This is a genomic window from Pseudomonas marvdashtae, from assembly GCF_014268655.2.
Classification (GTDB): domain Bacteria; phylum Pseudomonadota; class Gammaproteobacteria; order Pseudomonadales; family Pseudomonadaceae; genus Aquipseudomonas; species Aquipseudomonas marvdashtae.
In genome coordinates, this window is sequence record NZ_JABWQX020000001.1 from 2,772,304 (window position 1) to 2,794,232 (window position 21,929).

At 63.3% G+C, this 21,929-nt stretch carries 17 protein-coding genes; 10 read left to right on the forward strand and 7 right to left on the reverse strand.

What is annotated here, in order from left to right; all coding sequences use genetic code 11:
• The first annotated feature begins 17 nt into the window (after positions 1 to 17).
• Together HU742_RS12445 and HU742_RS12450 are read left to right on the forward strand one after the other, a co-directional pair.
• Positions 18 to 1,544, forward strand: coding sequence for an alpha-amylase family glycosyl hydrolase (locus HU742_RS12445; protein ID WP_186632304.1), 1,527 nt, complete (start codon positions 18 to 20; stop codon positions 1,542 to 1,544).
• Positions 1,545 to 1,567: 23 nt separating this feature from the next.
• Entirely contained in the window at positions 1,568 to 3,193 is a 1,626-nt protein-coding gene (locus HU742_RS12450; RefSeq protein ID WP_186642690.1) for an alpha-amylase family protein, read from the forward strand.
• On the opposite strand, the gene HU742_RS12455 is transcribed toward HU742_RS12450, so the two are convergent.
• Positions 3,164 to 4,147 (reverse strand): SDR family oxidoreductase, encoded by a 984-nt coding sequence (locus HU742_RS12455; RefSeq protein ID WP_186642691.1) that lies wholly within the window; start codon positions 4,145 to 4,147, stop codon positions 3,164 to 3,166. The genes HU742_RS12450 and HU742_RS12455 overlap by 30 nt on opposite strands.
• Positions 4,148 to 4,633: 486 nt before the next feature.
• Here HU742_RS12455 and nirB point away from each other — a divergent pair, with 486 nt between their 5' ends.
• Genes nirB through HU742_RS12470 form a run of 3 tightly spaced genes read left to right on the forward strand, consistent with a single transcriptional unit; the run spans position 4,634 to position 8,050 of the window.
• Complete coding sequence (gene nirB, locus HU742_RS12460; protein WP_186642692.1) at positions 4,634 to 7,195, forward strand: nitrite reductase large subunit NirB; 2,562 nt, start codon at positions 4,634 to 4,636, stop codon at positions 7,193 to 7,195.
• Positions 7,195 to 7,578, forward strand: coding sequence for a nitrite reductase small subunit NirD (gene nirD / locus HU742_RS12465; RefSeq protein WP_186632314.1), 384 nt, complete (start codon positions 7,195 to 7,197; stop codon positions 7,576 to 7,578). The genes nirB and nirD overlap by 1 nt, the downstream gene beginning before the upstream one ends.
• Positions 7,579 to 7,609: 31 nt before the next feature.
• Positions 7,610 to 8,050 carry a CBS domain-containing protein gene (locus HU742_RS12470; protein ID WP_186611924.1) on the forward strand — a complete coding sequence of 147 codons (441 nt, stop codon included), beginning with the start codon at positions 7,610 to 7,612 and terminating at the stop codon, positions 8,048 to 8,050.
• 144 nt (positions 8,051 to 8,194) lie between these two features.
• Here the strand turns inward: HU742_RS12470 and HU742_RS12475 are convergent, their stop codons facing one another.
• Both HU742_RS12475 and HU742_RS12480 read right to left on the reverse strand, forming a co-directional pair.
• Positions 8,195 to 9,232, reverse strand: a complete 1,038-nt coding sequence (locus HU742_RS12475) for an AraC family transcriptional regulator (RefSeq protein WP_186632317.1) — start codon at positions 9,230 to 9,232, stop codon at positions 8,195 to 8,197.
• Positions 9,233 to 9,240: 8 nt separating this feature from the next.
• Positions 9,241 to 10,155, reverse strand: a complete 915-nt coding sequence (locus HU742_RS12480; protein WP_186632320.1) for a GGDEF domain-containing protein — start codon at positions 10,153 to 10,155, stop codon at positions 9,241 to 9,243.
• Between the two features lie 460 nt (positions 10,156 to 10,615).
• Between HU742_RS12480 and HU742_RS12485 the strand changes: the two genes are divergently transcribed.
• The 5 genes from HU742_RS12485 to HU742_RS12505 all read left to right on the forward strand — a co-directional run bounded on the left by HU742_RS12485 (position 10,616) and on the right by HU742_RS12505 (position 17,154).
• Positions 10,616 to 13,138 carry a TonB-dependent receptor gene (locus HU742_RS12485; RefSeq protein ID WP_186642693.1) on the forward strand — a complete coding sequence of 841 codons (2,523 nt, stop codon included), beginning with the start codon at positions 10,616 to 10,618 and terminating at the stop codon, positions 13,136 to 13,138.
• A gap of 104 nt (positions 13,139 to 13,242) precedes the next feature.
• Positions 13,243 to 15,111 (forward strand): phytase, encoded by a 1,869-nt coding sequence (locus tag HU742_RS12490; RefSeq protein ID WP_225923622.1) that lies wholly within the window; start codon positions 13,243 to 13,245, stop codon positions 15,109 to 15,111.
• A gap of 63 nt (positions 15,112 to 15,174) precedes the next feature.
• The gene (gene tolQ / locus HU742_RS12495) at positions 15,175 to 15,882 is read left to right on the forward strand and encodes a protein TolQ (RefSeq protein WP_186632329.1); all 708 of its coding nucleotides are present in this window, start codon (positions 15,175 to 15,177) and stop codon (positions 15,880 to 15,882) included.
• Between the two features lie 13 nt (positions 15,883 to 15,895).
• Entirely contained in the window at positions 15,896 to 16,342 is a 447-nt protein-coding gene (tolR, locus tag HU742_RS12500) for a protein TolR (protein ID WP_186632331.1), read from the forward strand.
• On the forward strand, positions 16,339 to 17,154 hold the full coding sequence (locus HU742_RS12505; RefSeq protein ID WP_186642695.1) for an energy transducer TonB: 816 nt from the start codon (positions 16,339 to 16,341) through the stop codon (positions 17,152 to 17,154). Before tolR ends, HU742_RS12505 begins: the two co-directional genes overlap by 4 nt.
• A gap of 6 nt (positions 17,155 to 17,160) precedes the next feature.
• Here HU742_RS12505 and HU742_RS12510 read toward each other — a convergent pair whose 3' ends face one another.
• From HU742_RS12510 to HU742_RS12525, 4 genes are read right to left on the reverse strand one after another with little or no spacing between them, the layout of a single operon-like run.
• Complete coding sequence (locus HU742_RS12510) at positions 17,161 to 17,673, reverse strand: response regulator (protein ID WP_186642696.1); 513 nt, start codon at positions 17,671 to 17,673, stop codon at positions 17,161 to 17,163.
• Positions 17,670 to 19,982, reverse strand: coding sequence for an ATP-binding protein (locus HU742_RS12515; protein ID WP_186642697.1), 2,313 nt, complete (start codon positions 19,980 to 19,982; stop codon positions 17,670 to 17,672). The genes HU742_RS12510 and HU742_RS12515 overlap by 4 nt, the downstream gene beginning before the upstream one ends.
• Entirely contained in the window at positions 19,979 to 20,647 is a 669-nt protein-coding gene (locus HU742_RS12520; protein WP_186632342.1) for a response regulator, read from the reverse strand. Before HU742_RS12520 ends, HU742_RS12515 begins: the two co-directional genes overlap by 4 nt.
• Entirely contained in the window at positions 20,644 to 21,828 is a 1,185-nt protein-coding gene (locus HU742_RS12525) for a sensor histidine kinase (protein WP_186632345.1), read from the reverse strand. Before HU742_RS12525 ends, HU742_RS12520 begins: the two co-directional genes overlap by 4 nt.
• Between the last annotated feature and the right edge of the window lie 101 nt (positions 21,829 to 21,929).

Below are 21,929 nucleotides of genomic sequence, written 5' to 3' on the forward strand. Positions count from 1 at the left end.
GATCAAAGGAGGCGACTATGCCCAACTCCTTCCCTTCGCCCTGGTGGAAGAACGCCGTGATCTACCAGGTCTATCCTCGCTCTTTTGCCGATGCCAATGGCGATGGCATCGGCGACCTCCCCGGACTGACGGCACGCCTGGACCACCTGCAGCGCCTGGGTATCGATGCGTTGTGGCTGTCCCCGGTGTACCGTTCGCCGATGTGCGATGCCGGTTATGACATCTGCGACTACACCGACGTCGACCCGCTGTTCGGCAGCCTGGCCGACCTGGACAACTTGATCGAGCAGGCCCACCGGCGCGGACTAAAAGTGTTGCTCGACTTCGTGCCGAACCACACTTCCGACCAACATCCGTGGTTCATCGAATCGCGCTCCAGCCGCGACAATCCCAAGCGCGACTGGTACATCTGGCGCGACCAGCCGAACAACTGGCGTGCCTCGATCGACGGCGGCAGCGCCTGGACCTGGGACGAAACCAGCCAGCAGTATTATCTGCATTTCTTCCTGCCGCAGCAGCCCGATCTCAACTGGCACAACCCGCAAGTGGTCGCTGCCATGCAACAGGTGCTGCATTTCTGGCTGGAGCGCGGCGTGGATGGCTTTCGCGTCGATGTGGTGCATTGCGTCGGCAAGGACCAGAGCTTTGCCGACGACCCGCGCTGCATGGCGGGCGAAACCATGGTCAAGATCAACGACCAACCTTACAGCCACGAGGTGCTGCGCGGACTGCGCCGGCTGGTGGACAGCTACCCCGGCGAGCGCGTGCTGATCGGCGAAGTGAATATCCGCTCCACCGCCCAGGTCGCGGCCTATTACGGCGCCAGTGACGAGCTGCACATGTCGTTCAACTTCCCACCGTTGGACGCTCCCTGGGATCCGGTGGTGTTGCGAATGTGTGTGCGCGAAGTGGAAAACGACTTGGGCCCGCTGCAGGCGTGGCCGACCTGGGTGCTTTCCAACCACGACAACAGCCGCCACCGCAGCCGGTACGGCGGCTCGTTGCGGCGGACCCGGGCAGCGGCGGTGATGTTACTGACATTGCGCGGGACGCCTTTTATCTACCAGGGTGAAGAACTGGGCCTGGAGGATACGCAGGTGACCGCCCAGACCCGCGTCGATCCTGGCGGGCGCGATGGCAGCCGGGCGCCGTTGCCATGGACGGTCCAGGCGCCTCACGGTTGGTCGGGGCAGGCGCCGTGGCTGCCTTTTGCACCCGATGCCGGCCTGTTATCGGTGGAAGCGCAAGAGCGAGCCACCGATTCCGTTTTGGCGCTGTACCGGCGGTTGCTGACGTGTCGGCGCAACAGCCGGGCGCTGCGGCTGGGCGAGTGGGAGGAACTGCCTTCGCACCCGCAGGTGCTGGCTTATCGGCGTCATTGCGACGGCGACGAACGGCTGGTCTGCATCAACTTCGCCGACAGCGAGCACGCGTTTCCCCTGGCCGATCCCTGGCGCGTGCAGATCGCCAGCGACGGGGCAGGCGAAGGCCAGCCCTTCACCGGCCGCCTGGCCGCCGAGCAGGCCCTGATCCTGTGTCGATAAACTGTGTCGATAAGGAGTGACCGATGAAAGCCAACTGGCACCGAAATACCTTGATCTACCAGATCGACCCTTCCTTATTCTACGACAGCAACGGCGACGGCCGTGGCGACCTGAAAGGCATCATTCGCCAGCTCGATTATCTCCAGGCGCTAGGTGTCGGCGCGCTGTGGTTGATGCCCTTATACCGTTCGCCGTTCAAGGACGCCGGTTACGACGTCAGCGATTTCATGGCCCTGGACCCGCGCTTCGGCAGTGAGGAAGACCTGCGTCAGTTGATCGTCCAGGCGCGGGAACGGGGTATTCGGGTCATTCTCGAACTGGTGGTGCAACATACCTCCGACCAACATCCGTGGTTCCAGAGGGCACGACGTGACAAGAACAGCGTCTACCGCGACTACTACCTGTGGTCCGACGAACCGGTGGACGACGGCAACCAACCGATCTTTCCCTCGGTGGAGGACAGCATCTGGCGTTGGGACGAACAGGCCGGGCAATACTATCGGCATCTGTTCTATCGTCATGAACCGGACCTCAACCTGGCGAACCCGAAAGTCGTCGAGGAAATCGAGCGGATCATGGTCCATTGGCTTGAACTGGGGATCGCCGGCTTTCGCCTCGATGCCGCTTCGCACCTGGTCGAGCAGGCCGGTCGTGGGGATGAAGAGCAGGGTGTCTGGGTGCTGGACCGGTTATTCAAGTATATGACCCGTATCAATCCGGAAGGCGTGCTGATGGGGGAAGTGGACGTCGAACCGGAGCGTTACAGCCATTACTTCGGCAGCGGCGAGCGCCTGGGCCTGGTCCTGGATTTCTGGGTCAATAATCATCTGTTCCTGGCCTTGGCCCGAGGCGAAGCCGAACCCTTGCGGCGTGCAATCAGCCAACGCCCCGCACCGCCTGACGGTGCCAACTACGCGGTGTGGCTGCGCAACCATGACGAACTGGACCTGGAGCGCTTGAGCGAGGAGGAGCGCGAAGAAGTCATGCAGTCGTTTGCCCCCCAGGAAAACATGCGCTTGTATGGCCGGGGTATTCGCCGCCGCCTGGCGCCGATGCTGGACGGGAATGTGCATCGCCAGGCGCTGGCCCAGGCATTGCTGTTGTCGTTGCCGGGCACGCCAATCGTGCGCTATGGCGAAGAAATAGGCATGGGCGACGACCTTTCCCGCCCCGAGCGCCTGTCCGTGCGCACTCCGATGCAGTGGAACGATCAGGCCAATGCGGGCTTTTCTTCGAGCCAATCCCTGGCTGCTCCGGTGATCGATGAGGGCCCGTTCGCCTACACGAACTTGAATGTCGCGCACCAGCAGGACGATCCCGATTCCTTGCTGACTCGGACTCGCACGCTGCTATTGGCGCGGTCGCGATTGACCGAGGTCGGCGACGGTAAGGCGCAACTGTTGTCGGTCAGCCATCCGGCGGTGTTCGCCATCGCCCACGTGTGCGACGACACTTCAGTCATGTTGGCGAACCTGAGTGACGAAACGGTCGACGTGCAACTCGAGGAGATGGATGTGCAAGGCTTTGAAGAAGTGCTGGCGGACGGTCCGTACCCGCACTCGCCAAAGTCGAGCCTGACGCTGCGTGGCTACGGGTATCGCTGGTTTCGCCGCACCGGTTCAAAACAGCAGCAACACCACGGCGAGTAATCCTGCGACGGCGAACAACAGTGCTGACACCTGGGTCGAACTGAGGGCCAATGCCGAATCCCGCGAGCGGCCAGCGAACCGCCCGCGAGTATGGTGCAAGGATTGCTGCGACTCGAACAGATTGTCGGCTCGTTGGTTGTCATCATCCTCGTTGGTCATTTGCCCGGTGTAGGCGTTGCGGGCCAACAAGCGATCAAGCAGGCCCGGCATCAGGCACGTACCAACGATCGCTTTCAGGGAGGCGGTGCCCAGCCACAATTCCCTGGGCGTGCGCTTCACCACGCTGAAAATGGCCCGTGCCGCCACGTCCGGATCATGAATCGGCGGCACCGGTTGCGGGCGCTTGCCCAATTTGTTGCGCGCCCAATCGAACTGCGGCGTATTGATCGCCGGCAACTGCACCATGCAGACCCGGATGTCGCTGTGCTCATGGAGCAATTCGCAGCGCAACGAATCGGTGAAGCCACGCACCGCGAACTTGGCGCCGCAATAGGCCGCTTGCAGCGGAATGGCGCGATAGGCCAGCGCCGAGCCGACCTGGATGATCACCCCACGATTGCGCCGCCCCATCAGGTCCAAGGCCGCGAGCGTGCCGTGGACGGTGCCCAGGTAAGTCACCGCCGTGACTCTCTGGACCTCTTCGGCACCCAGTTGGCGGATAGGTGAAAACACGGTGACCATCGCGCAATTGACCCATACGCCGACCGGCCCCAGCTCGCGCTCCATACGCTGTGCCGCTTCGAGTACCGCCTCGGCATCGGCGACATCGACGCTGATGCCCACGCTCATCGCACCCAACTGTTTCAATTCCTCTTGCGTGGCCGCCAGGCCTTGCTCGCCTCGGGCCAGCAACCCGACTCGATAGCCGGCGACGGCAAAACGGTGCGCGGTGGCACGGCCGACGCCAGCGGTGGCGCCACAGATCACGACGACAGGTGGGGTTCGCTCATCCATTGCATTCACCTCTGATCAATAGCCCTATACCTGTGAAAATGGGTGCTGGCGATGGTTCAGGATTTTTGCGCGCGGGTCGCAGCGGCTGCACTTTTATGAAGCCGCGGGCGGGAGATCGCACCATCGCAAGGCAATCGGCGTGGGGCGCGACAGCCCTGGTAGCACCGTTGGCGAAGTGCGTGCGCCAGTGGCCAAGTCCGCTCCCACAAGGGCTTTTCCTTGGGGACGGGCCCGTGGGAACGGTTGCGGCCCAAGCTTGGCACGCTCGCTGCAAGAACCTCCACAGGCCCACCGCGAACACAATCGAGTGGGCACCCCCGTCGGTCAACGATGATCGAGAGCCAGCAGGCCGGGGAATAACGGTAGGTCCAGGCGCAGCCGCCGGGCCGATACCGCACAGAACAGGCAAAGACGCCTGGAACCGCAAGGTTTCAGGCGTCTTTTTTTTGCTTCCAGAACCGTGATTGGCTTTTGTCGGGTGCTTTTATGAATTCCAACGTTGCTTCTCTGAACAAGCTGCAAACGCTGATCGTGATCGGCAATGGCATGGTCGGCCATCACTGCGTCGAGCAACTGGTCGAGCGCGGCGCGCTCAACCATTATCACGTGCATGTCTTCAGTGAAGAGCCGATGCGTGCCTATGACCGCGTGCACCTGTCCGAGTATTTCTCGGGTCGCGACGCCGAGTCCCTGGCCCTCGGCGAAGCGTCGTTGTACCAGACTCCGGGTGTCACGCTGCACCTGGGCGTTCCGGTACTGGAAATCGACCGCCAGGCGCGCCAGGTAGTCACTGCCGGGGAACGCATCAGCTACGACAAACTGGTGCTCGCCACCGGCTCCTACCCATTCGTGCCGCCGATCCAGGGCGCCGAAGGCGATTCCTGCCTGGTCTACCGCACCCTGCAAGACCTCGACGCGATCCGCGCCGCCGCGAGCAATGCCCGTCGTGGCGTGGTGGTCGGTGGCGGCCTGCTGGGCCTGGAAGCGGCCAACGCCCTGAAGACTCTTGGCCTGGAAGCCCACGTAGTGGAATTCGCGCCGCGCTTGATGCCGGTGCAACTGGACGAGCAGGGCGGCCTGGCCCTCAAGGCGCGTATCGAGAAGCTGGGTGTCGGCGTGCATTTGTCCAAAGGCACTCAATCGATCAGCGCCGGTGAGCAGTACCGCTATCGGATGAACTTCAGTGACGACGACTTCCTGGAAACCGACCTGATCGTGTTCTCCGCCGGTATCCGCGCCCAGGATACCTTGGCCCGCCAATGTGAATTGCAGATCGGCCCGCGCGGTGGCGTGGTGATTGACGACCTTTGCCAAAGCAGCGACCCGGACATCTACGCCATCGGTGAATGCGCCGCCTGGAATGGCAGCATCTTCGGCCTGGTCGCGCCGGGCTACCAAATGGCCCGTAACGTTGCGGCGCGCCTGTGTGGCGAGGCCGGCGAAGCGTTCACTGGCGCCGACATGTCCACCAAGCTCAAGCTGCTCGGCGTTGATGTGGGCTCCATTGGCGACGCCCATGGCAGCACCCCGGGCTCGCGCAGCTTCCAGTTCATCGACCAGACCAGCGCCAGCTACCGGCGTTTGGTGGTGGATGCCGACGGCAAACGGGTGATCGGCGCGGTGCTGGTCGGTGACAACAGTTACTACGACACCTTGTTGCAGTACATGCAGAACGCAATCGCCTTGCCCAAGGACGCCGCCGCGCTGATTCTGCCATCGTCCGAAGGCGCTCCGACACTGGGCCCGGCGGCGTTGCCCGAAGCGGCGACGATCTGCTCGTGCCACAACGTCACCAAGGGTTCGATCTGCTCGGCCATCGACGGTGGCTGCACCGACCTCGGCCAATTGAAGTGCGACACCAAGGCCGGTACCGGTTGCGGCGGCTGCGCGGCGCTGGTCAAGCAGGTATTCGAACACGAGCTGATTGCCCGTGGCGTCAGCGTCGACAAGAGCCTGTGCGAACATTTTGCCTACACCCGCCAGGAGCTTTACGCCCTGGTGCGAGTGGAAGGGATCATCAGTTTTGAGGAGTTGCTGGCCAAGCACGGCCGCGGCCACACCGGTTGCGATCTGTGCAAGCCGGCTGTGGGCTCGATCCTCGCGTCGTGCTGGAACCAGCCGATCATGGACGCGCACCTGGTGCCGTTGCAGGACACCAACGACACCTTCATGGCGAACATGCAGAAAAACGGCACCTATTCGGTGGTGCCGCGCATCGCCGGGGGTGAAATCACCGCTGACAAACTGATCGCCATCGGCGTGGTGGCGAAGAAATACGACCTCTACACCAAAATCACCGGCGGCCAGCGCATCGACCTGTTCGGTGCCCAGTTGCACCAGTTGCCGGACATCTGGGCCGAGCTGATCGAAGCCGGTTTCGAAACCGGTCACGCCTACGGCAAATCGACGCGCACGGTGAAATCCTGCGTGGGCAGCACCTGGTGCCGCTACGGCGTGCAGGACAGTGTGCAAATGGCGCTGACCATCGAGGATCGCTACAAAGGCCTGCGCTCGCCACACAAACTCAAATTCGCAGTGTCCGGCTGCACTCGCGAGTGCGCCGAAGCCCAGAGCAAGGACGTTGGTGTGATCGCCACCGAGAAGGGCTGGAACCTCTACATCGCAGGCAACGGTGGCATGCGCCCGCGTCACGCCGAGCTGTTCGCCACCGACCTGGATGACGTCACGCTGATCCGCTATATCGATCGTTTCCTGATGTTCTACATCCGCACCGCCGACAAGCTGCAGCGCACCTCGGTGTGGCGCGAAAGCCTGGAAGGCGGCCTGGATTACCTCAAGGACGTGATTATCCACGACAGCCTGGGCCTGGGCGCCGAGCTTGAAGCGCAGATGCAACTGGTGGTCGACCGCTACGAATGCGAGTGGGCCAACGCCTTGAAAGACCCCGAGAAGCTCAAGCGCTTCCGCACGTTCGTCAACGACAAGCGTGGCGACCCGGACGTGCATTTCGTCCGCGAACGCGGCCAGCGTCGGCCGGTGCATGCCGGCGAACTTCACCTGATTCCCGTCACCGAGGAGGTGCTCTGATGAGCCAGTCAAACGTCGTTCGTATTCCCGCTCGCGATCTCGCCCTGGAACCATTGCAATGGCGCGCCCTGTGCAGCCGCGAGGATCTGGTGCCCAATTCCGGTGTGGTCGCCTGGCATGACGGTAGCCAAGTGGCGCTGCTCTACCTGCCAGATGAGGAGAAGCCGCTGTACGCCATCGACAACCGCGATCCCAAGTCCGGCGCGAACGTGATCGGTCGCGGCTTGCTGGGTAGCATCAAGGGTGAACTGGTGATTGCTTCGCCGATGTACAAACAGCATTTCCGCCTGGAAGACGGGCATTGCCTGGAATACCCGGAACAGCGCCTGCGGGTCTGGCCGGTGCGTTTGAACGGCGATGTGGTTGAGATTGGCGAAGACTGATTGCCGCTTTTTTTGAAGCTGGGGATGAACAATGAAAACCGCTGCTCAATTGGTAAGACTCAAGAGCGTACAAAACCAGCAGGTCCACAGCATCGCCCCTGAGCAGACGGTGCTCGAAGCGCTGCAGATCATGGCCGAAAAAAACGTCGGCGCGTTGCCGGTGATCGAGAACGGCCAGGTCATCGGCGTGTTCAGCGAGCGCGACTATGCACGCAAGATGGTTCTCAAGGGCCGCTCGTCAGTGGGCACGCCGGTACGCACCATCATGAGCGCACCGGTCATCACCGCCGACAGCCAGCAGAGCATCGACCGCTGCATGGAAGTCATGACCGACAGCCATTTGCGACATCTGCCAGTGTTGGACAACGGGCAGCTGATCGGCCTGCTGTCGATCGGCGACCTGGTCAAGGAGGCGATCGTCGAACAGGCGGATCTGATCCGGCAGTTGGAGCATTACATTCGCGGGCATTGAGCCCGCTATTCTCCCAGGAGCGGCTCTTGTGGCGAGGGAGCTTGCTCCCGCTGGGCTGCGCAGCGGCCCCACGATCTTACAGTCGCTGCGCAACTGAGCGGGAGCAAGCTCCCTCGCCACAACAGCGGTTCGCCGCCGAAACCCTCACCCCAACATCAGCAACTGCCGGATCAGCTTCGGCGTACTACCCGTCCAGCGCTTGAACGAGCGGCGGAAATTGGCCGTGTCGTTGAAGCTCAGGTATTGCGCCACTTCCTCATTGCTAAAGCCCTTGACCTGATACAGGTACAGCGCCACGTGGGTATGCACCCGGTCCACTTGCTGCTGGAAACCGGTGTGATGTTTGCGCAATTTGCGCTTGAGGGTCGCCGGGCTCATGGCGAAGGCCTGGGCGGTCTGCTCCAGGCTGGGCGTCTGTTGCACGTTTGAGCGCAGGTAGTCGTACAGGCAATCGAGAAAACTGGCGGTAAACCCCAGTTCATCGAGTCGATCCCGGGCTTCGGTCCGTGCGACCTGGCCGGCGGTGGCCGAGACGTTGGGCCAGGGTTGCGCCAGGCAATGGCGGGGCAGGCGCATCAAGTCCAGCGGTCGATTGAATTGGCTGTGCTCGCCCAGGTTAACCCAATACTGCTCGACGTAACGCGGCTCGTCATGACGAAAGCTGCACTGCCAGGGCAGGCGCTCGCCGCTGAGCCAGGCGCTCATCGCCACCATCGACGTCATGCTCGCCTCCAACACGAAGCGCCATTGCTCATCGGCCCCGCAGCTGTCCAGCCAGTGAACGTAGGCGTAATGCTCATCCAGCAACAGGCGCGGCGCAGCCAAGGGGCAGAGCAGGGCTTGTTGCTCGATCAAGGTTTCCAGTGCCTGGTGCAGATTCTGCGCGTGGCGCAAGGCATGGCTGGCCGGCCCGTAATGCCCGGGCAGCAGCCGCTGGCCGAAGAGAAAACTGCTGTCGCTGGCGTCCAGCAGGCGTCGGCTGTTGTCGATCAAACCGAGAAACTGCTGGGGGCTGATGCGGCTCTGGCCCGCCAGGATGTCCTCGTGAAACAGCCCGGTGCCGCGCAGCAAACGGTGGCTGTCGACGCCCCGCGACAGCGCCAGGTCGATCAACGCGGCTGGTTGATAGTGGCCCGGAATGAAGCGGCTGTCGGTTTCGTACCAGCAGGTCTTGACGGTCATGGGCGGCCTCAGGCGCTTTTCGCCAGGGTTTGCCGGGACTGGGCCAACCTCAGGTTCAGGCGCTTGAGCAGGGCTTGGGGGCTTTCGTCGAACGCCATGACCACCGCCGTGCCCGCACTCAGTTGCAAGCGCTCACCGTGTTGCCGGGTCTTGTGGGCCAAGCTGCGAATCGCCTGTTCAAGCTCCACAGCCAGCCGTTGCGCCTGGCTTTCGCCGGTATCGGGCAACAGCACCACAAAACGATCGCCAGCCAGGCGGCAGAGCAGGTCCTGGCGCCGCAAGTTGAGCACCAGCAGTTGGCTGACGGCCTGCAACACCGCATCGCCTTCGCCATGGCCGAAGCGCTGGTTGATGGCGCTGAAGTTGTCCAGGTCCAACGCGAGTAATGACAACGGTTGCTGCCGACGTCGGCTGTCTTCCAGGCTGGCGGTCAATTCGTGCTTGAGGAAATCCGCGCCGCCCAATGGAGTGAGCTTGTCGAACAGACGGTGCTCGCGAAACAGTCGCTCGCGCTTTTCCATCTGTCCGTTGATCGCCAATTGTTCGCGGTGCCAATGATAAATCCCCAGCGTCAGCAAGATCATGCCCACCGGCATCGGTCCCGATTCCAGCCAGTGATCCCAAGTGATGCTTTCCGGCAGGCGAATGAACTCATCCAGGCTGTCGATCCACCACGAAAAAAAGATACAGCCCAGGCCCAGCACCAGGTAGTTGGTCACGCGACCGGCCGGGCGGCTTTTGAGCACCAGGCCCAGCCAGACCAACGCCAGCAGCGCCGAGCCGCCTTCACCAAGGATGTCCAGCCAGATCCATTCCTCCAGCGGCTTGAGCGTTCCAGTGGCCAGGTGCAGGAGCAATCCAAGATTGGCGGCCAGCAGGAGCAAGGCCAGTTTCAAGCGATGAGGGCGCAGCACGGAGAACATGGCCGGAATCCTTTGCCAGAAGCGGAATGCGGCCCAGCACAGCAGATGGATGTGACAGCGCGGTGACGGCGGGTGAATGAAGTCGAGGGGTCGAATCAGCTCATCGGTCATGCGGATTTTTTCTCAGGCAACCCCGTTCCCGTGGCGAGGGAGCTTGCTCCCGCTCGCAGCAGCAGTCGTCAAACCGCTGCCTACTGTGTGCCTGGCGAAACGGGTTGGCTGGGTTGGGGCCGCTTCGCAACCCAGCGGGAGCAAGCTCCCTCGCCACAAGAGCCTCATATTGTCGGCATGTAGGCAGGTCATTTCAGCTCATTCCGTCATGCTCCACCCCCCAAACCAGCCGATTGCGGCCTCCAAGCCCAAACCCTGTCACAGAACCGTCATTGCCCACCCCTAGCGTGCCCTTCCAATTGCCGGGCGGTTGCCTGGCGGATTTTCGGATTCCTGGGGGAGGACCACCATGCATCACCGCACCAGCACTGCCGGACTCGTCGGCTTCACCTTCACCGCGCTGGCATTGGCCATTGCCAGTGAACGGCTGAGCGCCGCCGAGCAAGCGGCCACGGAGCACGTCGAAGTGGTTGGCCAGGCGGCCAGCATCGACCAGGCGCTGAAGGAACAGCGCAGTTCCGACAGCATCAAGAGTGTGGTGCATGCTGACGGCGTGGCTCAATTGCCGGACGAGAACGTCGCCGAAGCAGTGCAGCGCTTGCCCGGTGTGAGCGTCGAGCGCGACCAGGGCGAAGGCCGATTTGTCAGCGTGCGCGGCTTAGGCCCGGACCTCAACAGCGTGACCATCAACGGCACCCTCGTGCCAGCGCCGGAAAGCGAGCGCCGCGCCGTCGCGCTGGATGTGTTGCCCTCGGAACTGGTGCAGTCGCTCTCGGTGATCAAGACCCTGACTCCGGACATGGACGCCAATTCCCTTGGCGGCACGGTGGATGTCAAAAGCCTCTCGGCTTTCGATCACAAGGGTCTGTTCTACACCGGCAGCAGCGAAGCCAGCTACGACAAGAATACCGGCCAGACTAGCCCGAAATTCTCCGGCGCCATCAGCGACCGCTTCAGCCTCGGCGACGGCATCGACAATTTCGGCGTGGCCGCGGCGCTGAGCTGGCAGAAGCGTGACTTCGGTTCCGACAACGTCGAAACGGGCGGCGCCTGGGACTTCGAGCAGGGCCCACGACTCGAAGAACTGGAGATGCGTGACTATGACATTCGCCGGGAACGCGCCGGTGGCGGGCTGAATTTCGACTACAAGCCCGACGACTTCAGCAGCTATTACCTGCGCACGCTCTACAGTCGCTACAAGGACAGCGAAACCCGCAACGCCGCCAGCATCGCCTTCGACGACCCGCAAGCGGCGGGCGAGCTGGGTGCTGCCGAGGGCGAACGCAAACTCAAGCAACGTGAAGAAACCCAGGAAATCCAATCCTACGTGCTCGGCGGCGAACGCCTGTTCGGCCTCTGGACCTTGAGCGGCCAGGGCGGCTACAGCAAGTCCAGCGAAGACAGCCCCGGACACATCGCCGGCGCCACGTTCAAAGGCATCGACGGATTCGACGGTGGTTTCTACGACAGCGACAAGCCGCGCCCGATCATTGCTCCAGGCTTTTACGACCCGGCCAACTTCAGCCTCGACAAGGTCGATTGGGAACAGCAGAAAACCACCGACACCGAAAAGAACCTGCGCCTCGATTTGGCCCGGGACTACGACCTGAATGGCTACGCCTCCCAGGTCAAGTTCGGCGGCAAGGTCAGCCGCCGCGACAAGGACAACGACCTCGACGCCTGGGTCTACGAGGACTTTGGCGACCTGGGCTTCACCGATGAACAGCTCAATCTCGGCCAGTTCCAGAAGGGCAATGTGGATTACCGCCTCGGCCGGTTTGGCCCGGGCATCAGCGCCGACGCCATCAAGCAATTGCTCGGTGGCCTTGACCGCGACCCGTTCTACGACGCGCAGGAATCGCGGGTCAATGACTTCACCATGAGCGAAGACATCAACGCTGCCTACCTGATGAACACCGTTGATATCGACGACTGGCGCTTCATCGCCGGCATGCGCTACGAGGGCACCGAGTTCGAGGCCAAGGGCACCGGCGCCACCGATGGGGTGTTCACCGATACACAAACCCGTCGCAAGTACCACCATTGGCTGCCGGGCCTGCACGCCCGCTACCAGCTGGACAAGAATACCCAGGTGCGCGCGGCCTGGACCAAGTCCGTGGTGCGCCCGACCTTCGGCCAGTTGGCCCCGGGATTTGTCATTGATGATGACGAAGCGACTTTCGGCAACCCGGACCTCAAGCCGCTGGAGTCGAGCAACCTGGACCTGGGCATCGAGCATTTCATGGGCCACGCCGGCACCGTTTCGGCCTTTGTGTTCTACAAGGACATCAAGAACTTCGTCTACAACACCGACCTGGCCGGCACCGGGGCCTGGACCGATTTCGCCGAGGCGCACAGTTTCGCCAACGGCGACAGCGCCAAGCTGTACGGCCTGGAACTGGCCTATTCGCAGAAGTTCGATTGGCTGCCGGCACCCTGGAACGGGCTGTTGCTGGGCGCCAACACCACCTTCAGTCGATCCGATGCCGAGATCGAAGGTTTCGACCAGGCCAGCGGCACCCAGCGCAAGCGCAGCATCGACCTGCCGAACCAGTCGGACACCGTCGGCAACCTCATGCTCGGTTGGGAGAACGACAAGCTGAGCCTGCGCTTGTCGGCCAACTACAAGTCGGCGTACCTCTATGAATTGGCGTCCATCAGCGACCGAGACCACGACCTGCACGTCGACGCCCAGACCTTCGTCGACTTCAGCGCCCGTTATTCGCTGACCAAGAACCTGCAAGTCAGTCTTGAGGCGCAGAACCTCACCGACGAGTCGTATTTCGTCTACACCGGCCATCGCTCCTATAACGGCCAGTACGAAGAGTACGGGCCGACATACAAGCTGGGGCTGACGTTTACCCATTTTTGAATACACCACAGATGCGGTGCACACGCATTGCTGAGTCTGGCTCCATGACAAGGATTTTTCCGTTGAATACAAAGCTGTCTTTTCCCAAGCAGTATCTGCTGACGATGTGGCTCAGCCTGCTGGCCGGCCAGGCCTTGGCGGCCCCGAGCCTGAAGTTGCAGCCCTGGGCACAGGTTTTCCCCGTGAATGCCCTGGCATTCCTGCCCGGCAACGGGGCGACCGAGCGTTTGGCGGCTGGTCGTGATGGCTTGCTGTTGCTCGATGCCAACGGCCGCGAACTGACGCGCCTGAAGGGCGGCTTTGAAGGCCTCGACACCCGCGCCCTGGGCCGCAACGTGCTGGTCGCCAGCCTCGACAGTCAGCGCCAGCAAGCGCTGCTGGTCAGCCTCGATCCACAAAAACGTCAGTGGAGCACGCCGCTGTACCTGCCGACGCGGGACTTTCCGGTGAACGGGTTGTGCCTGTACCGCGACGAAGCGAGCAACCTGTTCGTGTTTCTCGTGGGGGAAGAGGGCAAGGGCGAACAATGGCTGGTCGGCGCCGGCGAGCGGCTGAGCGAAACTGCCCAGCGCGTGCGCGGCTTGCCGCTGCCACCGGATGCCACGACGTGCCAGGTCGAGGACGGCGCGAGCCAGCTATTCGTCAACGAAGAACGCGTCGGCTGGTGGGCCTATCCGGCGGCGTCGGAAGCTGATGCGGTGCGTATCCCAGTGGCGATGCGCACGCCGTTCGGTGACATCGAACACGTCGCCGGCGCGATGGCGACACTGCCGGGCGGCATGCTCGGACTCGACCCCGACGCGGCGCAACTTCACCTGTTCCAGCAAGAAGGCAGGGCCTGGATTGCGCAGGCCAAGCTACCGCTGCCGGGCCTGAAGGAGCCGGAAAGCCTGGCGCTGCGTAAAACCGCAACCGGCGTTGAACTGCTGCTGCGTGACGACGACAACGGCCAGCTGTACCAAGGCTTGATCGACTGGCAACCGACGCCGCTGGCCGTGCCGCCGAAGTTGCCCAGCGTGCCCGCCGTTGCCCAGAGCGAACCCGTGGCGCGCCAGGGCGACGCCGCCGATGACCCGGCGATCTGGGTTCACCCGACCACGCCGGCGTTGAGCCGGGTCCTGGGCACCAACAAGAAGCAAGGCCTGCTGGCCTATGACCTGCAGGGCAAGCTGTTGCAGGAATTGCCGGTGGGGCGCCTCAATAACGTCGATGTCCGCTCGGGTTTCAAACTGGGCATACAGACCGTCGACCTTGCCGTCGCCAGCAACCGTGATCGCAACAGCCTCAGCCTGTTCACCATCGACCGCGCCAGCGGAGAACTGCGCGAAGCCGGCGAGATACCCACGTCGCTCAAGGAAATCTACGGGATCTGCCTGTTCCAGCCCGCCGAAGGCGAGCTGTACGCCTTCGCCAATGGCAAGGACGGTCGTTATCTGCAATATCGCCTGAATGCTACGCACGACATAGTCACGGGTGAGCTGGTGCGCCAGTTCAACGTCGACAGCCAGCCCGAGGGCTGCGTTGCCGACGACCAGCGCCAGCGTCTGTTTCTCGGTGAGGAAGACGTTGGTGTCTGGGCCATGGACGCCCGTGCCGATCAGCCGAGCACCTTGACCAGTGTGATCAAGGTCGGCCCGCAGTTGCATGCCGACGTCGAAGGCATCGCCCTGTACCGCAATGCCGGGCATGACTACCTCGTGGTGTCCAGCCAGGGCAACGACAGCTATGTGCTGCTCGATGCCGAGCCGCCTTACACCGTGCGCGGTGCTTTGCGGGTCGGCTTGAACGCGACCGCCAGAATCGATGGGGCTTCGGAAACCGATGGCCTGGAAGTCACCTCGGTGAACCTCGGTGGGCCTTGGAGCCAAGGGATGCTGGTGGTCCAGGACGGGCGCAAGCGCATGCCCGAGCAAGCTCAGAATTTCAAGTTCGTCCCGTGGGCCGACGTGGCGAAAGCCCTGGACCTGCCTTGAGCGGCGCTGTCATCAACCGGTCACGAACATCTCATGCAATAGCCGCCAGACAGGAGTTCAACCATGCAAGCGACACTGGAACACATGACCATCTGGGGCCTGATCAGCGACGCGAGCCTGCTGGTCAAGGCCGTCATGCTCACGCTGTTACTGGCCTCGCTGCTGAGCTGGTATCTGATCATCCAGCGCAGCGCGGTGCTGCAACGCAGTGAGCGTCAGTTCAACGGCTTCATCCAGCGTTTTCGCAGCAGCGCCGATTTGCTGCCGTTGTACCGCGAGACTGCCCAGGCGCGCGAAGAGGACGGCGGCGTCGCGCCGATTTTCCATGCCGGCTATCAGGCGTTCACCCAGCTGAACCTGCCTTCCGGTAACCCGGCGGTGGTGCTCGAAGGGGTCGAGCGTTCGCTGCACGTGGCGATCAGCGAGCAGGAAGTCCAGCTGGAAAAAGGCCTGCAATTTCTCGCCACCGTCGGCTCCGTCAGCCCATACATCGGCTTGTTCGGCACCGTCTGGGGGATCATGAACGCCTTCCTCGGCTTGTCCCAAGTGCAGCAGGCCAGCCTGTCCACCGTCGCGCCGGGTATCGCCGAAGCCTTGATTGCCACCGCCATCGGCCTGTTCGCGGCGATCCCGGCGGTGGTTGCCTATAACCGCTTCGCGGCCCGTGGGCAAACCTTGCTGACCCGCTACTACGCCTTTGGCAACGAGCTGCAAGCGCGTCTGCACCGCAAGCTCCACGGTGCTCCGCTGAACCTGGCCACGGCCGCTTGAGAGGAGAGGGCAGATGCTAGTCAAGCCGCAACGCAAGCACGGGCCGAAGGCCGAAATGAACGTGGTGCCCTACATCGATGTGATGCTGGTGCTGCTGGTGATTTTCATGGTCACCGCCCCCATGCTGACCCAAGGCGTGAAAATCGAATTGCCCAAGATCGCCAACGAAGCCTTGGCCAATGACAGCCGCCAGCAGATCCTGACCTTGTCGGTGAAGGCCGAAGGTGGTTATTACTGGAACCTGGGCGGCGAGCTGGACACCCACCACCAGACCGACAGCGCCGTCGACCTGGACCAGATGCGCGCCAAAGTGGCTCAGGTGGTTGCACAGCACAGCGACACCCAGGTGTATATCCGCGCCGACGATCACGCTGATTACGGCCGGGTGGTGGCCGCGATGGCGGCTTTGCAGCAGGGCGGGGTGAGCAACCTGGGACTGGTGACCGAGGCACCGCGATGACCGCCATGACATTTGAACGGGCGTCCCTGGGTTTTGCGTCGATGCCCGGTCCCGGGCTCTGGCGGAACACGCTGGCGGCGGGGTCCGCCGTGGTGCTGCACGCGGCGGTGGCAGCCTTGCTGACACTGGGGTGGACGGTGGAAAAACCCCAGGTCGAGACGCCTCGGGTGTTACGCACGCAACTGGTCATGCTGCCGCCGGCACCCGTGCCCGAAGCGCCCGCGCCAGCCCCCGTCCAGGAAACACGCGTGGCGCCAGAGCCGACGCCGGCACCGATGGAAACACCGAACCCGGCGCCGGCCAAACCGGCGGTTGACCCACGAGTCCAGGCTCAGAAGTTGGAGCAGGCCGCCCTTGCGCGCAAACGGCTAGAAGCGCAAAAACAAGAGCAACAGGCTGAACAGCAACGCGAACGCCAGCAAAGCGAGCGGCGCCAGCAGGAAGCCGAGCAACAAGCTGCCGAGCACCAACGCCAGGCGCAAGCGGCGCAGGCGCTGGCCCAGCAACGTCGCGCCGAGCAGGCCCGCGCGGCGGCGGCCGACAGTCGCAGCTATCTGCCCTTGAGCAAGGAAGCGCCGGACTACCCGCAACGGGCCCTGGACAAAGGTCTCGAAGGCGACTGCACCGTGGAATACAGCGTGACCCCTGACGGGCGCATCGATAACCCGAAGGTGCTCGACGGCTGCCACCCGCTGTTCATCCGGCCGTCATTGGCCGCCGCCCAGAGCTTTCGCTACCAGCCGCGAATCGTCGATGGCAAGGCCGTCACGGTGCCAGCGGTGCGCAACACCTTTCATTTCCGGATCAAATAGCCACGCTCACCTTGGGTGTGTACCTGGATCCCCGTCGTGGGTGTTCCCGCAAGGATTGGCGTCAGCGGTGGGTCGATGCTGGCGCAACAGTTCGATTTGCTGGGATGGAACCAGGGTTCGCAACGCCTTGTAGAGCGCTCGGGTTTCCAACAGGTTCCAGACGCGCAACATGGTTTCCAGCGCGTCGAGGGGCTTGCTGATGAAATCCCGCGCGCCGAGTGCCAAGGCCCGCAAGCGCGTGTCGCGGGTGGCGTCGGCGGTCAGGACCAGGATCGGCAGGTAGTCGTTGGCCGGAATGCGCCGGTTGAGTTGCTCCAGCACGGCAAAGCCGTCGAAGGCAGGCATGTGCAGGTCGAGGATGACCAGGTCCGGCTCGAAACTGTTGAACAGGTCCAGCGTGCGCAGGGGTTCGGTGCTGCTCAGTACGTTGTGCAGCCCTTCGCGGGCCAGCAACTGCTCCATCAGCTCCAGGTTGGGGCGCTGATCGTCGATGATCAGGATGCGCAAATCGTGGTTCATGCAGGCTCCGGTAAATAACGTTCGAGATGGCCCAGGAAGGCCTGGATATGAATAGGCTTGGTCAGGATCGCCGTGGCTCCGGCATCTAGCAGCGCGCGGTGGGCCAGGGCGCTGGTGTCAGCGGTAATCATCAGCACTGGCGTGGACGCGGTGGCTGGGGACTGGCGCAGGCGGCGCAAGACTTCCAGGCCTTCGAGGTCGGGCAAGGTCACGTCCAGCAGGATCAGTTGCGGCACATGCTGGCGAGCCAGGTCCAGGCCCATCTGGCCTTGCATGCTCGACAACAGTTGGATGCCCGGACGGCGCTGCATCAGGGTCTCGATCAAGGCGAGGCTCGACAGGTTGTCTTCGATGCACAGGACTTTGCCGTCGAACTCGGTGCGCGGACGCGTCACTTCCAGCGCCACCCTGGGCGGCAGGTTGGAGCCGCTGACATGGGCACTGGGCAACCGCAGCGTGAAGCAGCAGCCGTGTCCCGGTTCGCTGCGCACTTGCAGGCTGCCTTGCATCATTTCCAGCAGGCTCTTGCTCAGGGACAGGCCGAGGCCGGTGCCCTCGACCTGGGGATCCGCGCCCAGGCGCTCGAAAGGCTTGAACAGTTGGCCCAACAGTTCCGGGGCGATGCCATGCCCGGTGTCGCTGATGGCAACGTTTACCGCCGTGCCCTCGACGGCGACTTCAATGCGCACCTCCCCGCCCGGCTTGTTGTACTTGATGGCGTTGGACAGCAAGTTGAGCAGCACTTGGACCAGGCGCTGGCGGTCGGCGAGCACGCCGCTGCCCTCCGGCAATGGCGCAAGTTCGGCCAAGTGGATACCCGCATCGGCGGCCATGGGTGAAACCAGCGTCAAGGCTTCATGGAGCACAGCCGGTAGCGCGATCGGCTCGATGTTCAGCGGCAGCCGGCCGGCCTCGATCCGGGCGATGTCGAGGACCTCGTTGATCAACGCCAACAAGTGCTGGCCGGCGCGCAGGATGTGGCTGACCTGCGGCCGCTGGCCGGCGATGGAGTCCATGTCCAGCAATTGCGCGAAGCCAAGGATGGAATTGAGCGGCGTGCGCAATTCATGGCTCATGCGCGATAGAAATTCACTCTTGGCCCGACTGGCGCTTTCCGCTTCTTCGCGGGCGGTGCGCAGGGCGATCTCGGCGGTACGCCGGTCGGTGATGTCCCGGGTAATCTTGGAAAAGCCGCGCAAGGCGCCGGTGCCGTCGTACTGCGCGGTGATGACCACGCTGGCCCAGAAGCGGCTGCCGTCCTTGCGACAACGCCAGCCTTCCTCCATGTAATGGCCGTCGCGTGTGGCCTCGCGCAGGGCCATGTCCGGGTGCTCGGGACACTCTTCTGCCAGGTAGAACAGCGAAAAGTGCCGGCCGAGCACTTCCTGTTCGGTGTAGCCCTTGATCCGCTCGGCGCCAGCGTTCCAGGTGATCACGTGGCCCTTTGCGTCCAGGGCGAAAATCCCATAGTCCTTCACGCCATCGATGATCAGCCGCAGGCGTTCTTCGTTGTCGCGCAAGGCGCGCTCGCGCTCGGCCAGCAACTGCCCGGCTTCCACCAGGCGGGTGCCGAGTTGGCCGATTTCGTCCCGCTCCGGCGGTTGTGGCAACAAGGGTTGACCCAACGCCAGGCGCTGGGCGTTGCCCTGTACTTGCTGGACCCGGGCAACGATGCCCTTGGACAGGAACAGCACGGCGACGACTGCACCGAACAATCCACACACCGCCGCCAGCAGCGTGGCGAACAACAGCCGCATGCGCGTGGCCGAGGCGGCGGCGCTGCGGTCGGCGAGCAAGGCATCTTCGCGGATGCGCATGGCGCTGATCTGTTCGCGCAATACGTCCAGCACCTGTTTGTTCTCGATCAGGATCGCAGTAATGGCTGCGGTGTCGTCGGCCTTGCCGGTGCGCAGGGCAAGCAGCCCCTGGAGTTTCTCGCCGATCAGCGGCGTGATGGTCTCCAGGTGCTCGCGCATCCTGGCGTCGCGGATATTGTGATCCAGGCGCTGTAACGCGGCCTGAATCTTCGGCGTGGCCTGTTCATAGCCGGGCAGGAAGTCTTCGCGCCGGGTCAGCAGGTAACCGCGCACGCTGGCCGCGGCTTCGGCCAGCAAGGTATGCACGGCCTGGATATCACCCTGGACCAGCAGCACCCGGCGAACGTCTTCCTCGGCGCGGGCGGTCTGGCGTTCGGTGATGTAGATCAACACCAGCGACAGCAGCAGGACCACCAGCGGCAGCGAGATCACCACCAATGCCTTGCCACGCAACGGCAGGTCGGCCCAACGGCGGGCAGCGAGAAACCTCATGGCCATTGTCCGCAGGGTTGGGCGACCAGCCCCAAGGCGACACCGCGCACCGCTGCCTGGGTGCGGTCGGCGGCGCCGAGCTTGCCGATGACTCGCTCGACGTGGGCTTTCGCCGTACCGGGGGCGATGCCGAGCTTCTCGCCGATCTCGCGATTGCTGAAGCCACTGGCGACCAGCCCCAGCACCTGGCGTTCACGGGTCGTCAGGGCCTGGACCTGGCTGGTGCCGTTGGCGCCGCGCTCGGCCATGCGCCGCAGGAGGCGTGCGCTGACCGAACTATTCAGCGCTTCCTCGCCCTGGGCGACCCGTTTCAAGGCATCGAGCATCTCGGCGCGGCTGGCATCCTTGAGCAGATAACCAACGGCGCCAGCGCTGATGGCCGCTTCGAGGTGATCGGGGCTGTCGTCCATCGTGAAGATGATCACTTTGATCTGCGGCTGACGTTGCCGCAGGATGCGCGCCGCACCAAGACCATTGAGCACCGGCATGCGGATGTCGAGAATGGCGATGTCCGGTTGCAGCCGTTCGCACAAATCCAGCGCCTCCTGACCGTCGCTGGCCTGGCCGACGACCTCAAACCCTTCGGTGCCGGCCAGCATCGAGATGAATCCGGTGCGGGTGACTTCGTGATCGTCGGCCAATAACAGGCGCAGGGGACGGTTCATGATTGGGCTCCTTGGGCCGGCAGCGGCACGCTGGCCAACAATCGAGTGCCGCCACCGGGTTCGCTGCAACAGCTCAGCTGGCCGCCGAGCAGACTGGCGCGCTCCTGCATGGCCGCCAGACCGAGGTGAGAGGTGCCCTGGGTCTCGACAGGTGTTTCCAGGGCAAACCCCCGGCCATCATCCTCGACCCGCAGCGAGACGTGATCGTCGCGCACCGCCAATCCCAGGACAACATGGCTGGCCTGGGCATGCTTGAGAATATTGTTGATGCCTTCCTGGGCAATGCGGAACAGCGCGATTTCGGCGTTCGGCGACAAGCGCGCCGCGCTGTGCTCGGCCCATTCCACCTCCATCCCGGCGTCGCGCAGGCGATCAGCCTCCTTGTCGACGGCGGTAAACAAACCGAAATCATCCAGCACATGGGGACGCAGGCCACCGATCAGCTGCCGACTTTCACCGACGCAGCCTTGCGCCAAAGCCAGGATGGCTTGCAGCGCCTCGTCCAGCGCCGGCGGCAGAGGCGGACAGCGACCGGCAAACCCTTGCAGGCGCTGGTGCAGCCCGGCCAGGTTTTGCGCCAGGCCATCGTGCAGGTCATACGCGACACGTTTGCGTTCGTCTTCCTGGGCGCTGAACAAGCGATGGACCAGCTCGGACATGGTCCGCTCCCGGGCCTGGAGCGTCTGGAGCAGCCGGCTGTTCTCCAAGTGCGCCGCCAACAGCGTTGCCAGCAATTGCAGTGATTCGATGTCTTCGGCGTCGGGCGCGCCCAGCGGCACGCTGTTGCCCAGCAACAGCGCGCCGAACACCGCGCCATCGGCCCCACGCATGGGAATTTGCAGGACCTGGGCCAATGCGCTGCCAGGGCAATCGAGCCATTGCGGGCTTGGCGAGGGCGGATGAGCAAGGTTGGCGAGGACGTCGAGGCCATCGCTGCTGCCGTGGCTGGCGACCGTCTGCAACGGCGTATCCGGCGTCCACTCCAGCAGCAGGCCGTGGTCCATGGCGACGAACGCGCACGCGCGTTGCACCGCACGCTGGCGCATTTGCGCCAGTGGCAGCCGGGTCAGTTCATGCCCGGTGCCCAGCAACAGGCCCAGGCGTGCCGCCCGGCTTTGCGATTGGCGGTACTGGCTGCGGATCGCCAGGGCACTGCCAGGGTCATGGGGTGGGCTTTGCATGGGGAAACTCCAGCGTGGAAAGGAACCGGCCTGGTTCGTGATGGGCTCATTAGACCTTGTGATCGACACCGGGCCTATCTGCCGAACGGCATAGGCGATTG

Coding starts and splice junctions, on each gene's coding strand:
- nirB (WP_186642692.1), top strand. CDS start 4,634: ATGAATTCCAACGTTGCTTCTCTGAACAAGCTGCAAACGCTGATCGTG.
- HU742_RS12480 (WP_186632320.1), bottom strand. CDS start 10,155: ATGTTCTCCGTGCTGCGCCCTCATCGCTTGAAACTGGCCTTGCTCCTG.
- HU742_RS12490 (WP_225923622.1), top strand. CDS start 13,243: ATGTGGCTCAGCCTGCTGGCCGGCCAGGCCTTGGCGGCCCCGAGCCTG.
- HU742_RS12525 (WP_186632345.1), bottom strand. CDS start 21,828: ATGCAAAGCCCACCCCATGACCCTGGCAGTGCCCTGGCGATCCGCAGC.
- HU742_RS12455 (WP_186642691.1), bottom strand. CDS start 4,147: ATGGATGAGCGAACCCCACCTGTCGTCGTGATCTGTGGCGCCACCGCT.
- HU742_RS12475 (WP_186632317.1), bottom strand. CDS start 9,232: ATGACCGTCAAGACCTGCTGGTACGAAACCGACAGCCGCTTCATTCCG.
- HU742_RS12515 (WP_186642697.1), bottom strand. CDS start 19,982: ATGAGGTTTCTCGCTGCCCGCCGTTGGGCCGACCTGCCGTTGCGTGGC.
- tolR (WP_186632331.1), top strand. CDS start 15,896: ATGCTAGTCAAGCCGCAACGCAAGCACGGGCCGAAGGCCGAAATGAAC.
- tolQ (WP_186632329.1), top strand. CDS start 15,175: ATGCAAGCGACACTGGAACACATGACCATCTGGGGCCTGATCAGCGAC.
- HU742_RS12450 (WP_186642690.1), top strand. CDS start 1,568: ATGAAAGCCAACTGGCACCGAAATACCTTGATCTACCAGATCGACCCT.
- nirD (WP_186632314.1), top strand. CDS start 7,195: ATGAGCCAGTCAAACGTCGTTCGTATTCCCGCTCGCGATCTCGCCCTG.
- HU742_RS12520 (WP_186632342.1), bottom strand. CDS start 20,647: ATGAACCGTCCCCTGCGCCTGTTATTGGCCGACGATCACGAAGTCACC.
- HU742_RS12485 (WP_186642693.1), top strand. CDS start 10,616: ATGCATCACCGCACCAGCACTGCCGGACTCGTCGGCTTCACCTTCACC.
- HU742_RS12505 (WP_186642695.1), top strand. CDS start 16,339: ATGACCGCCATGACATTTGAACGGGCGTCCCTGGGTTTTGCGTCGATG.
- HU742_RS12470 (WP_186611924.1), top strand. CDS start 7,610: ATGAAAACCGCTGCTCAATTGGTAAGACTCAAGAGCGTACAAAACCAG.
- HU742_RS12510 (WP_186642696.1), bottom strand. CDS start 17,673: ATGAACCACGATTTGCGCATCCTGATCATCGACGATCAGCGCCCCAAC.
- HU742_RS12445 (WP_186632304.1), top strand. CDS start 18: ATGCCCAACTCCTTCCCTTCGCCCTGGTGGAAGAACGCCGTGATCTAC.